This is a genomic window from Klebsiella sp. P1954, assembly GCF_018199955.1.
Lineage (GTDB): Bacteria > Pseudomonadota > Gammaproteobacteria > Enterobacterales > Enterobacteriaceae > Klebsiella > Klebsiella pneumoniae.
In genome coordinates, this window is sequence record NZ_CP073373.1 from 4,060,574 (window position 1) to 4,074,482 (window position 13,909).

The 13,909-nt window shown below is 57.7% G+C and carries 13 protein-coding genes; 10 read left to right on the plus strand and 3 right to left on the minus strand.

Features of this window, described 5'->3' with window-relative positions; all coding sequences use genetic code 11:
• Positions 1 to 3: 3 nt before the first annotated feature.
• Positions 4 to 1,113, minus strand: coding sequence for an SDR family oxidoreductase (locus KB890_RS19550; protein WP_004181104.1), 1,110 nt, complete (start codon positions 1,111 to 1,113; stop codon positions 4 to 6).
• Between the two features lie 474 nt (positions 1,114 to 1,587).
• Between KB890_RS19550 and queE the strand changes: the two genes are divergently transcribed.
• Positions 1,588 to 2,259 (plus strand): 7-carboxy-7-deazaguanine synthase QueE, encoded by a 672-nt coding sequence (gene queE, locus KB890_RS19555; protein WP_004181101.1) that lies wholly within the window; start codon positions 1,588 to 1,590, stop codon positions 2,257 to 2,259.
• A 40-nt stretch (positions 2,260 to 2,299) separates the two neighbouring features.
• Here the strand turns inward: queE and queD are convergent, their stop codons facing one another.
• On the minus strand, positions 2,300 to 2,665 hold the full coding sequence (gene queD / locus KB890_RS19560; protein WP_004174641.1) for a 6-carboxytetrahydropterin synthase QueD: 366 nt from the start codon (positions 2,663 to 2,665) through the stop codon (positions 2,300 to 2,302).
• 316 nt (positions 2,666 to 2,981) lie between these two features.
• Between queD and cysJ the strand changes: the two genes are divergently transcribed.
• The 3 genes from cysJ to cysH all read left to right on the plus strand — a co-directional run bounded on the left by cysJ (position 2,982) and on the right by cysH (position 7,326).
• Positions 2,982 to 4,781: an NADPH-dependent assimilatory sulfite reductase flavoprotein subunit gene (cysJ, locus tag KB890_RS19565; RefSeq protein ID WP_004149551.1), complete on the plus strand. Its 1,800-nt coding sequence runs from the start codon at positions 2,982 to 2,984 to the stop codon at positions 4,779 to 4,781.
• On the plus strand, positions 4,781 to 6,493 hold the full coding sequence (gene cysI, locus KB890_RS19570; protein ID WP_004142787.1) for an assimilatory sulfite reductase (NADPH) hemoprotein subunit: 1,713 nt from the start codon (positions 4,781 to 4,783) through the stop codon (positions 6,491 to 6,493). Before cysJ ends, cysI begins: the two co-directional genes overlap by 1 nt.
• Before the next feature lie 98 nt (positions 6,494 to 6,591).
• Positions 6,592 to 7,326 (plus strand): phosphoadenosine phosphosulfate reductase, encoded by a 735-nt coding sequence (gene cysH / locus KB890_RS19575; RefSeq protein ID WP_002915177.1) that lies wholly within the window; start codon positions 6,592 to 6,594, stop codon positions 7,324 to 7,326.
• A 72-nt stretch (positions 7,327 to 7,398) separates the two neighbouring features.
• Here cysH and KB890_RS19580 read toward each other — a convergent pair whose 3' ends face one another.
• Positions 7,399 to 8,445 (minus strand): aminopeptidase, encoded by a 1,047-nt coding sequence (locus tag KB890_RS19580; RefSeq protein WP_004174643.1) that lies wholly within the window; start codon positions 8,443 to 8,445, stop codon positions 7,399 to 7,401.
• A 246-nt stretch (positions 8,446 to 8,691) separates the two neighbouring features.
• Between KB890_RS19580 and cysG the strand changes: the two genes are divergently transcribed.
• From cysG to ftsB, 6 genes are all read left to right on the plus strand, one after another.
• Positions 8,692 to 10,098, plus strand: coding sequence for a siroheme synthase CysG (gene cysG / locus KB890_RS19585; protein ID WP_004217556.1), 1,407 nt, complete (start codon positions 8,692 to 8,694; stop codon positions 10,096 to 10,098).
• 9 nt (positions 10,099 to 10,107) lie between these two features.
• The gene (gene cysD, locus KB890_RS19590) at positions 10,108 to 11,016 is read left to right on the plus strand and encodes a sulfate adenylyltransferase subunit CysD (protein ID WP_004181096.1); all 909 of its coding nucleotides are present in this window, start codon (positions 10,108 to 10,110) and stop codon (positions 11,014 to 11,016) included.
• Between the two features lie 9 nt (positions 11,017 to 11,025).
• Entirely contained in the window at positions 11,026 to 12,453 is a 1,428-nt protein-coding gene (gene cysN / locus KB890_RS19595) for a sulfate adenylyltransferase subunit CysN (protein ID WP_004181094.1), read from the plus strand.
• A complete protein-coding gene (gene cysC / locus KB890_RS19600; protein WP_002915158.1) occupies positions 12,453 to 13,058 on the plus strand; it encodes an adenylyl-sulfate kinase in 606 nt (201 codons plus the stop codon). Before cysN ends, cysC begins: the two co-directional genes overlap by 1 nt.
• Before the next feature lie 50 nt (positions 13,059 to 13,108).
• Positions 13,109 to 13,435 carry a DUF3561 family protein gene (locus KB890_RS19605; protein WP_002915157.1) on the plus strand — a complete coding sequence of 109 codons (327 nt, stop codon included), beginning with the start codon at positions 13,109 to 13,111 and terminating at the stop codon, positions 13,433 to 13,435.
• Between the two features lie 140 nt (positions 13,436 to 13,575).
• Complete coding sequence (gene ftsB, locus KB890_RS19610; RefSeq protein WP_002915156.1) at positions 13,576 to 13,893, plus strand: cell division protein FtsB; 318 nt, start codon at positions 13,576 to 13,578, stop codon at positions 13,891 to 13,893.
• Positions 13,894 to 13,909: the final 16 nt, after the last annotated feature.

The window sequence follows — 13,909 nt, forward strand, 5'->3', positions numbered from 1 at the left end:
CCATTATTTAAAGTCGACGGCCATTTGCTGAGGGATCGACAACCCGCGGGTGGTTTCCACGCAGCGGTCGATGTAATCGGTAAAGCGCGGCGGTTTTGGCATCCCCATGCTCAGCAGCTTGTCGTTACTAAAGCGCACGTTCAGGGTGGCGAACGCGCCGTATAAGCGCATGGCTTTCAGCATCAGCCGCTCATTGCATGGCCCAAATATCCCTTTCAGTTCGCGTCTCATTTTGACCAGCGTTTCATAGCTCACCTGGGCGTACTTATCCCCCACCGGCGCCTGCTCCAGGGCCTGAGCCATCGCCAGGTCGATTTCGGCAAACTTCACGCTGTTCTCTTCGCCAGCAGAGATATGCACCACCTCGCCGTGAGCCAGAGGCTGGTTAAGCAGCATTAGCAGGGCGTCGGCGCAGTAGTCCACCGGGATAACGTCAATTCGGTCCTCCATGGAGCACATGAATTTCTGCAGCATCAGCCCCATGCTGAACACCCAGAAAATACTGCTGGAAGGCCGGCAGCCGTGATGGGTATGACCCACCACGATAGAGGGGCGGGCAATTACCAGCGGTAGCGTAGGGCACTGCTGCTGCATCAGCTGCTCGATGGTCGACTTCGAGTGGGTATATTCCACCAGGTGCTCAGCGCGTTCCCGAAACTCCGCGCTTTCGGCGACCAGTGAATCCGGTTCAGGCGAACATGACATCGCCGTACCGACGTGCAGAAAGCGCTGCAGACCCGTCACCTGCGCCATACGTTGCGCCAGGCGCAGCGTGCCCTCAACGTTAACCTTCCAGATAAGCGGGTTGCTGCCAAATGAGGCGACAGCGGCGCAGTTGAGGATGTGCGTGACCTGATCGAGGCGCGGATCGTTAAGAAAATGCTCCGGAGAGGCGAGATCGCCCAGCAGGATATGCTGCTGGCGCAACATCGCCAGCTTCTCCTCGGCGATGTTGAACTTACGCATGTTCTCTTTGACCCGTTCGAGGCCAGCCTCGGGGCTATCAGCACGTACCAGCAGCAGCAGATCTAACCGGGTTTCCTGATGGAGTATTTTCTCTAACGCGGCACCGCCCAGAAACCCCGTAACGCCGGTAATTAATAATGTGGTCATAAACGCTATCTCATTATGGTTGGTCTGCGGGATTCTAGGCGGGCAAAAGTAAACGACAATTAAATAAAAAAGGGGCCCGTTCAGGGCTTTATTAAGACCAGTTTAAGGTTATTATTACCGGGGGATAGAATTGGACTCGCAGATCGGCCAGATAATTCACTCTTTCATGTATCAGTTTGTACATTACTGTATTTTAAGGTTTTTTATTTTGGTTCTTGGACCTTTTATTTTATCCTGAATGACAGGAATAACATTTTCTGTTACATATTTCCCCCCGCGCGTCAGAATGCTATTTATTTTAATTCTTATCATGCTAATAAACTAAGCCAAAAGAAAAGATTGCCTTTTTAATCAATAATATTATTCCCGACACGGATATTGACGGAGGGGTAAAAAAGCGATCGCAGCGCAGGACAAGACCTGGGCAGCGAAATCTGCGATAATGAACGTTTATCACCCTAAACAGAGATGACTATGCAGTACCCGATTAACGAGATGTTCCAGACCCTGCAAGGCGAGGGTTACTTCACCGGCGTGCCTGCCATCTTTATTCGTCTGCAGGGATGCCCGGTAGGATGCGCGTGGTGTGACACCAAGCATACCTGGGACAAGCTGGCCGATCGGGAAGTGTCGTTGTTCAGCATCCTGGCGAAAACCAAAGAGAGCGACAAGTGGGGCCCGGCAAGCAGCGAGGATCTGCTGGCGATTATTGGGCGGCAGGGGTGGACAGCCCGCCACGTGGTCATTACCGGCGGTGAGCCCTGCATTCATGATTTAACGCCGTTAACCGCGCTTCTGGAACAAAACGGCTTTAGCTGTCAGATTGAAACCAGCGGCACCCATGAAGTACGCTGCAGCCCCAATACCTGGGTGACGGTTTCCCCGAAGGTCAACATGCGCGGTGGCTATGACGTGCTGTCTCAGGCCCTGCAGCGGGCGGATGAGATCAAGCATCCGGTAGGGCGCGTCCGCGACATAGAAGCGCTGGACGAACTGCTGGAAACGCTGAGCGATGACAAACCGCGGATCATCGCCCTGCAGCCGATCAGTCAGAAAGAAGATGCGACGCGCCTGTGTATCGACACCTGCATCGCCCGCAACTGGCGCCTGTCTATGCAGACGCACAAGTATCTGAATATTGCCTGATAAAAAAGCCCGGCAGCGTACTGACCGGGCTTTTTTTCGCTTACTCGCCGCGATAGACGCAGCCGGCGGTGCAGGTCTCTTTGACCATCACGGCGCTCAGCAGCGGCACCCGCGGTTTCATCTCATCCCAGATCCATTTGGCCAGCACTTCGCTGGTGGGGTTTTCCAGACCAGGGATATCGTTCAGATAATAGTGGTCGAGACGATCGTATGTCGGCTTAAAGGCGGCCTTCAGCTCGGCAAAATCCATGATCCACCCGGTATGGGGATCGACTTCACCGGTGATCTCCAGACGCACCATAAAGGAGTGGCCATGCAGGCGACCGCATTTGTGTCCTTCCGGGACGTGCGGCAGGTGGTGGGCGGCTTCGAAGGTGAAATCTTTAAACAGCGTGGTGGACATCATTGACTCTCAACAGGACGAAAAAAACCGCCGTAGGGTACCGGAAAGTACATTTTTTCGCATTAACTAAAACGGCCGTGAACAGAAAATGGATATGTTTATCTGCTTTATTTGATTTAATCTGTTATATTTCAAATGCTTACTTAATCGATTTTGTTGTTAATAACTACAACTAAAACAGGTTAGTCCATTTGGTTATTTATTATTTCCATCCCTTCTTTAATTGTTACTATGCCCGCCGTTAACCTTCTATTCTCTTCTGTTTTTGTCGCGCTGACAGGGTGCGAATAACAGCTTTGCTTACTGGAACAAACGACGCATGACGACACAGGCCCCACCTTCCAACTTGCTACCGCTCAACCCGGAGCAACTGGCGCGCCTTCAGGCGGCCACCACTGACTTCACGCCCACTCAGCTCGCCTGGGTATCTGGCTATTTCTGGGGCGTGCTGAATCAGCAGTCCGGCGCGGCGGTAGCCGCCCCCGCCCCGGCCGCCGAGGTACCGACGATCACGCTGATTTCCGCCTCGCAAACCGGCAACGCCCGCCGCGTCGCCGAAGCGCTGCGTGACGATCTGCTGGCGGCGAAGCTGAACGTGAAGCTGGTGAATGCAGGCGATTATAAATTCAAACAAATTGCTGCGGAAAAACTGCTGGTGGTAGTGACGTCCACCCAGGGGGAAGGAGAGCCGCCGGAAGAAGCGGTCGCATTGCATAAGTTCCTGTTCTCTAAGAAAGCGCCGAAGCTGGACGGGACTGCGTTCGCCGTCTTTGGTCTCGGCGATACCTCTTATGAATTCTTCTGCCAGTCTGGCAAAGATTTCGACAGCAAGCTGGCCGAGCTCGGCGCGGAACGTCTGCTCGATCGCGTCGACGCCGACGTTGAATATCAGGCCGCGGCCGCTGAATGGCGCGCGCGCGTGGTTGAGGCGCTGAAGGCCCGTGCGCCGGTCGCTGCGCCCGCTCAGCTGGCCACCAGCGGCGCGGTGAACGATATTCACACCAGCCCATATACCAAAGAAGCGCCCCTGACGGCGACCCTGTCGGTCAATCAGAAAATCACCGGCCGCAATTCAGAAAAAGATGTGCGCCATATCGAAATAGACCTCGGTGATTCCGGTCTGCGCTATCAGCCGGGCGACGCCCTGGGCGTCTGGTACCAGAACGATCCTCAGCTGGTGAAAGAGCTGGTGGAGCTGCTGTGGCTGAAAGGCGACGAGCCGGTGACCGTTGAGGGTAAAACTCTGCCGCTGTCGGAAGCCCTGCAGTGGCATTTTGAGCTGACGGTTAACACCGCGACTATCGTTGAAAACTACGCCACCCTGACGCGCAGCGAATCGCTGCTGCCGCTGGTGGGCGATAAAGCTCAGTTGCAGCAGTATGCCGCCGCGACGCCGATCGTCGATATGGTCCGTTTCTCTCCGGCGCAGCTGGACGCCGAGGCGTTAATCGGTCTGCTGCGTCCGCTGACGCCGCGCCTGTACTCCATTGCTTCCTCACAGGCGGAAGTGGAGAGCGAGGTGCATGTCACCGTGGGCGTGGTGCGCTATGAAATTGAAGGCCGCGCCCGGGCTGGCGGCGCCTCCAGCTTCCTCGCCGACCGCGTGGAAGAGGATGGCGAAGTCCGTGTCTTTATCGAACACAACGACAACTTCCGTCTGCCAGCCAACCCGGAGACCCCGGTGATCATGATTGGCCCAGGCACCGGTATTGCGCCGTTCCGCGCCTTTATGCAGCAGCGCGCTGCGGACGGAGCGCAAGGCAAGAACTGGTTGTTCTTCGGCAACCCGCACTTCACCGAAGATTTCCTCTATCAGGTGGAGTGGCAGAGCTATGTGAAGGAAGGTCTGCTGACCCGTATCGATCTGGCCTGGTCCCGCGATCAACAACAAAAAATCTATGTGCAGGACAAACTGCGCGAGCAGGGGGCCGAGCTGTGGCGCTGGATCAATGACGGCGCCCACATTTATGTCTGCGGCGACGCCAATCGCATGGCGAAGGACGTGGAAAACACCTTACTGGAAGTGATTGCCGAATACGGCGCGATGGACGCCGAAGCGGCGGACGAATTTTTAAGTGAGCTGCGCGTTGAGCGCCGTTATCAGCGAGATGTCTACTAATGAGCGAAAAACATCCGGGGCCTTTAGTGGTCGAAGGTAAACTGAGCGATGCCGAGCGCATGAAGCTTGAGAGCAACTACCTGCGCGGCACCATTGCGGAAGATTTAAACGACGGTCTGACCGGCGGTTTTAAAGGTGATAACTTCCTGCTGATCCGTTTCCACGGCATGTACCAGCAGGACGATCGCGATATCCGCGCGGAGCGCGCCGCCCAGAAGCTGGAGCCGCGCCATGCGATGCTGCTCCGCTGCCGTCTGCCGGGCGGAGTGATCACCACCACCCAGTGGAAGGCGATCGATAAGTTTGCCGCTGAGAACACCATTTACGGCAGTATTCGCCTGACCAACCGGCAGACCTTTCAGTTCCACGGCATTCTGAAAAAGAACGTCAAGCCGGTGCATCAGATGCTGCACTCGGTGGGGCTGGACGCGCTGGCCACCGCCAACGATATGAACCGTAACGTGCTGTGCACCTCCAACCCCTACGAGTCGCAGCTGCACGCTGAGGCCTACGAGTGGGCGAAAAAGATCTCTGAGCATCTGCTGCCGCGTACCCGCGCTTATGCCGAGATCTGGCTGGATCAGAAAAAGGTCGCCACTACCGACGAAGAGCCGATCCTCGGCCAGACCTATCTGCCGCGTAAGTTTAAAACCACGGTGGTGATCCCGCCGCAGAACGATATCGATCTGCACGCCAACGACATGAACTTCGTGGCGATCGCCGAAAACGGCAAGCTGGTGGGCTTTAACCTGCTGGTGGGCGGCGGTCTCTCTATCGAACATGGTAACAAAAAAACCTACGCCCGCACGGCGAGCGAATTCGGTTATCTGCCGCTGGAGCATACGCTGGCGGTGGCGGAAGCGGTTGTGACCACGCAGCGCGACTGGGGCAACCGTACCGACCGTAAGAATGCGAAAACCAAGTACACCCTTGAGCGCGTCGGTGTCGAAACCTTCAAAGCGGAAGTGGAGCGCCGGGCAGGCATTAAGTTTGAGCCGATCCGCCCGTACGAATTTACCGGCCGCGGCGATCGCATCGGCTGGGTGAAGGGGATTGATGATAAGTGGCACCTGACGCTGTTTATTGAAAACGGCCGCATTCTCGATTATCCGGGTCGTCCGCTGAAGACTGGCCTGCTGGAGATTGCTAAGGTCCATCAAGGCGAATTCCGCATCACCGCTAACCAGAACCTGATTGTCGCCAGCGTACCGGAAGATCAGAAGGCGCGGATCGAGAAGCTCGCGCGGGATCATGGCCTGATGAATGCCGTCACCCCGCAGCGCGAAAACTCGATGGCCTGCGTCTCCTTCCCGACCTGCCCGCTGGCGATGGCGGAAGCCGAGCGTTTCCTGCCGTCGTTTATCGACAAGGTGGAAGGGGTGATGAGCAAGCACGGCGTGAGCGATGAGCATATCGTCACCCGCGTCACCGGCTGCCCGAACGGCTGCGGCCGCGCGATGCTGGCGGAAGTGGGACTGGTGGGCAAAGCGCCGGGCCGCTATAACCTGCACATCGGCGGTAACCGCAACGGCACCCGCATCCCGCGGATGTACCGTGAGAATATTACCGAGTCGGAAATTCTCGACTCGCTAGACGAACTGGTAGGGCGCTGGGCGAAAGAGCGCGAAGCGGGTGAAGGCTTCGGCGATTTTACGGTGCGTGCGGGCATCATTCGCCCGGTGCTCGACCCAGCCCGCGATTTCTGGGAATAACATCCTGGTGCCCGGTGGCGCGTAGCGATCCGGGCCAGCGAAACCCGTAGGCCGGACGAACGCCGTGTCGTCCGGCAAAACAGGCAAACGAGGTTCATATGTCCGTACTCGATCTAAACGCGCTTAATGCATTGCCGAAAGTGGAACGCATTCTGGCACTCGCGGAAACCAACGCCCAACTGGAAAAGCTTGACGCCGAAGGGCGTGTGGCGTGGGCGCTGGAAAATCTGCCGGGAAACTATGTGCTGTCGTCGAGCTTTGGCATTCAGGCGGCAGTCAGTTTGCATCTGGTGAATCAGATCCGCCCGGATATTCCGGTGATCCTCACCGATACCGGCTACCTGTTCCCGGAAACCTATCAGTTTATTGACGAGCTGACGGACAAGCTCAAGCTGAACCTGAAGGTCTACCGCGCGGCTGAAAGCGCAGCCTGGCAGGAGGCGCGCTACGGCAAGCTGTGGGAGCAGGGCGTTGAGGGCATTGAGAAATACAATGAGATCAACAAGGTTGAGCCGATGAACCGGGCGCTGAAAGAGCTCAACGCGCAGACGTGGTTTGCCGGTCTGCGCCGCGAGCAGTCGGGCAGCCGGGCTACGCTTCCGGTGCTGGCGGTCCAGCGCGGGGTGTTCAAGGTGCTACCGATTATCGACTGGGATAACCGCACGGTGTATCAGTACCTGCAGAAGCACGGGCTGAAGTACCATCCGCTGTGGGATCAGGGCTATCTGTCGGTAGGCGATACCCACACCACCCGCAAATGGGAGCCGGGCATGGCAGAAGAAGAGACCCGGTTCTTCGGGCTTAAACGCGAGTGCGGATTGCACGAGGGTTAAGCTGTTAGCTCTTCCTCTGAGTGATAATTCAAAAAGAACACGCGGGCGATACCGCGCGTTCTTTTGTGCGTATTAGCTTTTCTTCTCCACCTTCGCCAGCTCTTTCACCAGCGGCAGCATGACTTTCACTACCTCGCGTCCGCGGTGTTCGATGCGCCCGGGCAGCGCGTGGTCGATATACTGCTGATTATCCAGCTGGACGTCATGCCAACTGGTTCCCTGCGGGAAACTGGCCGATTTGCTCCGCTGCTGATAGCCATCTTTTTTGCCGAGTGACCAGTTAGTCGCCTCGACCGACAGCACCGGGATCCCGGCGTTGTCGAAGACGCTGGCGTCATTGCAGCAGCTGGTGCCTTTCGGATAAGCCGGGTTGAGTCCCGGGTTGGTGTAGGCGGCGATGCCCTTGCTGCGAGCGATAGCCAGCGCGCGATCGCGGGTCAGCTTGCGCACCGAGGCCGGCGTGCTGCGGCCGCTGTTGAAGTAAAGCTTATCGCCCACCACCAGATTATCGAGATTGATCACCAGCAGGGTATTTTTCTTTTCCGCTTCGCTCATCCGCTGCAGCAGGTTTTGCGCGCCGAGACGGCCTTCCTCTTCACCGCTGGTGGCGATAAAGCGGATGCCATAGCGGGTAGGGACGTTCTTTAAATGCTCCGCCAGCTCCAGCAATACGCCAAGTCCCATCGCGTTGTCGTCGATGCCCTGCAGCGTCAGGCCGCCGAGGTTGTTCTCCACGTCTTTATCGCTCTGCGGCGCATAGGTGTCGAGGTGTGCCATGATAATAATCTGCTGGCGCACTTTACCTTCATGGGCGGCGATCACCGTACTGCCGGTGGCGTTATGCCAGTTCTTGCGCTGATTGCTGTCGGTATAGATATAGCGGGTATTGAAGCTTCGCACGTCGCTCTGATACCCCATCAGGGCGAACTGCTGGCGCAGATAGTCAGCTGAGAGCATTTCCGGCGGCGTTCCGGTCATTCGTCCCGGGAAGACGGTGGCGATATGGCGGGCCTGGCTACTGGCGGTGTCGCCCAGCGCGCTGAATGCGGGGGCGGCGGCAAAAACAAAACCGGTGCCGAGCGCCAGCGGAAGCAGACGGCGGCACAACGCGGAAAACATAAGGGGTCCTTACACGAACAAGACAATTTGACGCGTACAGTATGAAACTGTGACCGCGGTTAAACAATTTCAATTGCTCTTAAATAGCGGAAAAATAGCGCGTTAAGCACTTTTTGATATTTGTATTTCCGCCGCGTTATTCCTTTGTGTCACAACTCATTCCATTTCGTAATTTCATTTGCTCTAAGGCGCACCCTATAGTCGCAGTATCGCTGAATGTAAGAGAGTTGTTGCACCGTGGATTACTTGCCCCTTTTTGCCGAACTGAAACAAAGGCCCGTGCTGGTGATCGGCGGCGGCGAGATTGCTGAACGTAAGATCAAGTTCCTGCTGCGCGCCCAGGCGCAGGTGCAGGTGGTCGCTGAAACGCTGTCACCGGCGCTGGCCGATCTGGCTGCGCGCCAGGCACTCAGCTGGCGGGCGACGGAATTCAGCGACTCGCTGGTGGATGATGTCTTTCTGGTGATTGCGGCCACCGAGGATGAGGCGCTTAACCAGCGGGTATTTGCGGCAGCTAACGCGCGCTACCGGTTGGTCAACGTGGTGGATAACCAGGCGCTGTGCTCGTTTGTTTTCCCTTCTATCGTCGACCGTTCGCCGCTGCTGGTGGCGATCTCCTCCAGCGGTAAAGCGCCGGTGCTGTCGCGCATTCTGCGTGAAAAAATCGAAGCGCTGCTGCCGACGAATCTCGGTCGGCTGGCGGAATCAGCAAGCTACTGGCGCAACCATCTGAAAACCCGCCTGACGACTACCGAAGCGCGTCGCCGCTTCTGGGAGCGCGTCTTTACCGGCCGCTTCGCCAGCCTGATGGTGGCGGGCAACTCTGCGGAGGCGGAAAAAGCGCTGCAGGATGAGCTCGACAAACCCGAACGCGAGACGGGAGAAATTATTCTGGTCGGCGCCGGGCCGGGCGATGCCGGGCTGCTGACCCTTCGCGGTCTGCAGGCGATCCAGCAGGCGGACGTGGTTTTCCACGATCATCTGGTGACTCAGCCGGTTCTCGAGCTGGTGCGCCGCGATGCCGAGCTGATCTGCGTTGGCAAACGCGCCGGCGAGCATTCGGTGCCGCAGCATGAAACCAATCAGCTGCTGGTGGAGGCGGCGAAGGCGGGGAAAACCGTCGTGCGCCTGAAGGGCGGCGATCCGTTTATTTTTGGCCGCGGCGCAGAAGAGCTGCAGGCTGCCGCCGAGGCGGGGATCCCGTTCCAGGTGGTGCCGGGCGTCACCGCAGCCGCCGGGGCGACGGCCTACGCCGGTATTCCGCTGACCCATCGCGATTATGCGCAAAGCGCCGTCTTTGTCACCGGCCACTATAAGCCGGACAGCGCCCCCTTCGACTGGTCGCTGCTGGCGAAGAGCCAACAGACGTTGGCGATCTACATGGGCACCATGAAGGCAGCGGAAATCAGCGCCCAGCTGATCGCCCACGGTCGCGACAGCGACACGCCGGTGGCGGTAATTTCCCGCGGCACCCGTGACGATCAGCAGACGATAACCGGCACATTGCAACAACTCGAACACCTGGCGAAAGACGCCCCGATGCCCGCCCTGCTGGTGGTAGGCGAAGTGGTGCAGCTGCATCAGCAGCTCGCCTGGTTTCAACATACATCATCCGCCGAGGGGTTTAACGCTTCGGTGGTCAATCTGGCTTAAGGAACGGTTATGGACCAAAAACGACTCACTCACCTGCGGCAACTGGAGGCGGAAAGCATCCATATTATTCGTGAGGTGGCCGCCGAATTTTCTAACCCGGTAATGATGTACTCCATCGGGAAAGATTCCAGCGTAATGCTGCATCTGGCGCGCAAAGCGTTTTATCCGGGAACCCTGCCGTTCCCGCTGCTGCACGTCGATACCGGCTGGAAATTCCGTGAGATGTATGAGTTCCGCGACCGGACCGCTAAAGCCTACGGCTGTGAACTGCTGGTGCATAAAAATCCGGAAGGGGTGGCGATGGGCATCAACCCGTTTGTCCACGGCAGCGCCAAGCATACCGATATCATGAAAACCGAAGGCCTGAAGCAGGCGCTGAACAAATACGGCTTTGACGCCGCGTTCGGCGGCGCGCGTCGCGACGAAGAGAAATCCCGCGCGAAAGAGCGCATCTACTCCTTCCGCGACCGTTTCCACCGCTGGGACCCGAAAAATCAGCGTCCGGAGCTGTGGCACAACTACAACGGCCAGATTAACAAAGGCGAAAGCATCCGCGTCTTCCCGCTCTCCAACTGGACCGAGCTGGATATCTGGCAGTACATCTATCTGGAAAATATTGAAATCGTGCCGCTGTATCTGGCCGCTGAGCGTCCGGTGCTGGAGCGCGACGGTATGCTGATGATGATCGATGACGACCGTATCAATCTGCAGCCGGGCGAGGTGATTGAAAAACGGATGGTGCGTTTCCGTACCCTCGGCTGCTGGCCGCTGACCGGCGCGGTGGAGTCTGAAGCGCAGACGCTACCCGAAATTATTGAAGAGATGCTGGTATCGACCACCAGCGAACGTCAGGGGCGCGTCATTGACCGCGACCAGGCCGGCTCGATGGAGCTGAAGAAACGTCAGGGGTATTTCTAAGGAGCCGCCATGAACACGACCATTGCCCAACAAATTGCCAACGAAGGCGGCGTAGAAGCTTACCTGCACGCGCAACAGCACAAGAGCCTGCTGCGTTTTTTGACCTGCGGCAGCGTCGATGACGGCAAAAGCACCTTAATTGGCCGCCTGCTGCACGATACGCGCCAGATCTATGAAGACCAGCTCTCTTCGCTGCACAACGACAGCAAGCGTCACGGCACCCAGGGCGAAAAACTGGACCTGGCGCTGCTGGTGGATGGTTTGCAGGCCGAGCGTGAGCAGGGCATTACCATTGACGTGGCCTATCGCTATTTCTCAACGGAAAAGCGTAAATTTATTATCGCCGACACCCCGGGGCACGAGCAGTACACCCGTAACATGGCGACCGGCGCCTCCACCTGCGACCTGGCGATTCTGCTGATCGACGCCCGTAAAGGCGTGCTGGATCAAACCCGCCGTCACAGCTTCATCTCGACGCTGCTGGGCATTAAACACCTGGTAGTGGCGGTCAACAAAATGGATCTCGTCGAGTTTAGCGAAGCGCGCTTCAACGAGATCCGGGAAGATTATCTGACCTTTGCCGAGCAGCTGCCGGGCAACCTCGATATCCGCTTTGTGCCGTTGTCGGCGCTGGAAGGCGATAATGTCGCCAGCCAGAGCGCGAATATGCCGTGGTACAGTGGCCCGACGCTGCTGGAAGTCCTCGAAACCGTAGAGATCCAGCGGGTGGTCGAGAGCCAGCCGCTGCGCTTCCCGGTGCAGTATGTTAACCGTCCGAACCTCGATTTCCGCGGCTTCTCCGGCACGGTCGCCTCCGGTACCGTGCAGGTTGGCCAGCGTCTGAAGGTGCTGCCGTCGGGCGTCGAATCGAGCGTGGCGCGTATCGTCACCTTCGACGGCGACCTGCAGGAAGCCGCCGCCGGCGAAGCCATTACCCTTGTGCTGAAAGATGAAATCGACATCAGTCGCGGCGACCTGCTGGTTGACGCGCAAGCCTCGCTGCCGGCGGTACAAAGCGCCAGCATCGACGTGGTGTGGATGGCCGAACAGCCGCTGACCCCGGGCCAGAGCTACGACATCAAAATCGCCGGCAAGAAGACCCGCGCTCGCGTCGACGCTATCCGCTACCAGGTCGATATTAACAACCTGACCCAGCGTGAAGTCGAGTCTCTGCCGCTGAACGGCATCGGGCTGGTGGAGCTGACCTTTGACGAACCTTTAGTGCTGGATCCGTATCAGCAAAACCCGGTGACCGGCGGGCTTATCTTTATCGATCGCCTGACCAACGTCACCGTCGGCGCCGGGATGGTCAACGAGCCGCACCTGCAGGCATCGACTTCGGCATCACAGTACAGCGCCTTCGAGCTGGAGCTGAACCAACTGATCCGTAAACATTTCCCGCACTGGGACGCCCGCGACCTGCTGGGAGGCAAATAATGGCCCAGCATGACGAAAACGTCGTCTGGCATGCCCACCCTGTGACCCAACAGCAGCGGGAACAGCATCACGGCCATCGCGGCGTGGTGCTGTGGTTTACCGGCCTTTCGGGGTCGGGTAAATCCACCGTCGCCGGGGCGCTGGAGGAGGCCCTGCATGAGCGCGGCGTCAGCACCTATCTGCTGGACGGCGATAACGTGCGCCATGGCCTGTGCAGCGACCTGGGATTCAGCGATGAGGATCGCAAAGAGAACATTCGCCGCGTCGGCGAAGTGGCCAGGCTGATGGTCGATGCCGGGCTGGTGGTATTGACGGCATTTATATCTCCGCACCGTGCGGAACGGCAGATGGTGCGCGAGCGCCTCGGGGAAGGACGCTTTATCGAAGTGTTCGTCGATACCCCGCTGGCCATCTGCGAGGCGCGGGATCCGAAAGGATTGTATAAGAAAGCGCGGGCAGGGGAATTACGCAATTTCACCGGCATAGACTCGGTCTATGAGGCACCGGAAAAGGCGGAAATTCATCTGGATGGTGAACAATTGGTAACAAATTTGGTGCACCAACTATTAGACCTGCTGCAACAGAGCGATATTATCAGATCCTGAAACGGCAGCGGCATCGAGGGGTGCCGGTTGCCCGGTCTACAGGATTCGATATGCGCAATACCCAGAACCTCAGTATTATTCGTTCAGAACCGCCTCCGGCGATCGGCGACGAGACCACCTGGTCTTTGTCGGGCGCTGCCGTGGGCTTTATTTCGTGGCTGCTGGCGCTGGGTATTCCCTTCCTTCTCTATGGCAGTAATACACTCTTCTTTCTCCTCTACACCTGGCCATTCTTCCTTGCGTTGATGCCGGTGGCGGTGGTGGTCGGTATTGCGCTGCACTCTCTGCTCAATGGCAAACTGCTCTATAGCGTCAGCGCGACCATCCTGACCGTTGGGCTGATGTTTGCGCTACTCTTCCTCTGGCTGTTGGGATAACCCGTTGCTGGTATGAATCAAGCATGGGTATCGACAGCAAAAATATGGTACAGTCCCCGCGTTACGCGGCATCGTCCGCGCGCCCCGGTAGCGTACCCGGGCGAGTTTTGGGATGATGATGCCGTTTTTCAGGGGGCAGGATGGGTAAACTAACGCTGCTATTATTAGCTTTGCTGGTCTGGCTACAGTATTCGCTGTGGTTCGGTAAAAACGGCCTGCATGACTACACGCGGGTTAACGACGACGTCACCGCCCAGCAGGCGACTAACGCCAAATTAAAAGCACGCAACGATCAGCTGTTTGCCGAAATTGACGACCTCAACGGCGGGCAGGAAGCGATTGAGGAGCGTGCGCGCAATGAACTCAGCATGACCCGCCCGGGCGAAACCTTCTATCGTCTGGTACCGGATGCGTCTAAACGCAATCAGGCATCGGGGCAACAGCAGAACAATCGATAACCAGGCCCAGGATTAC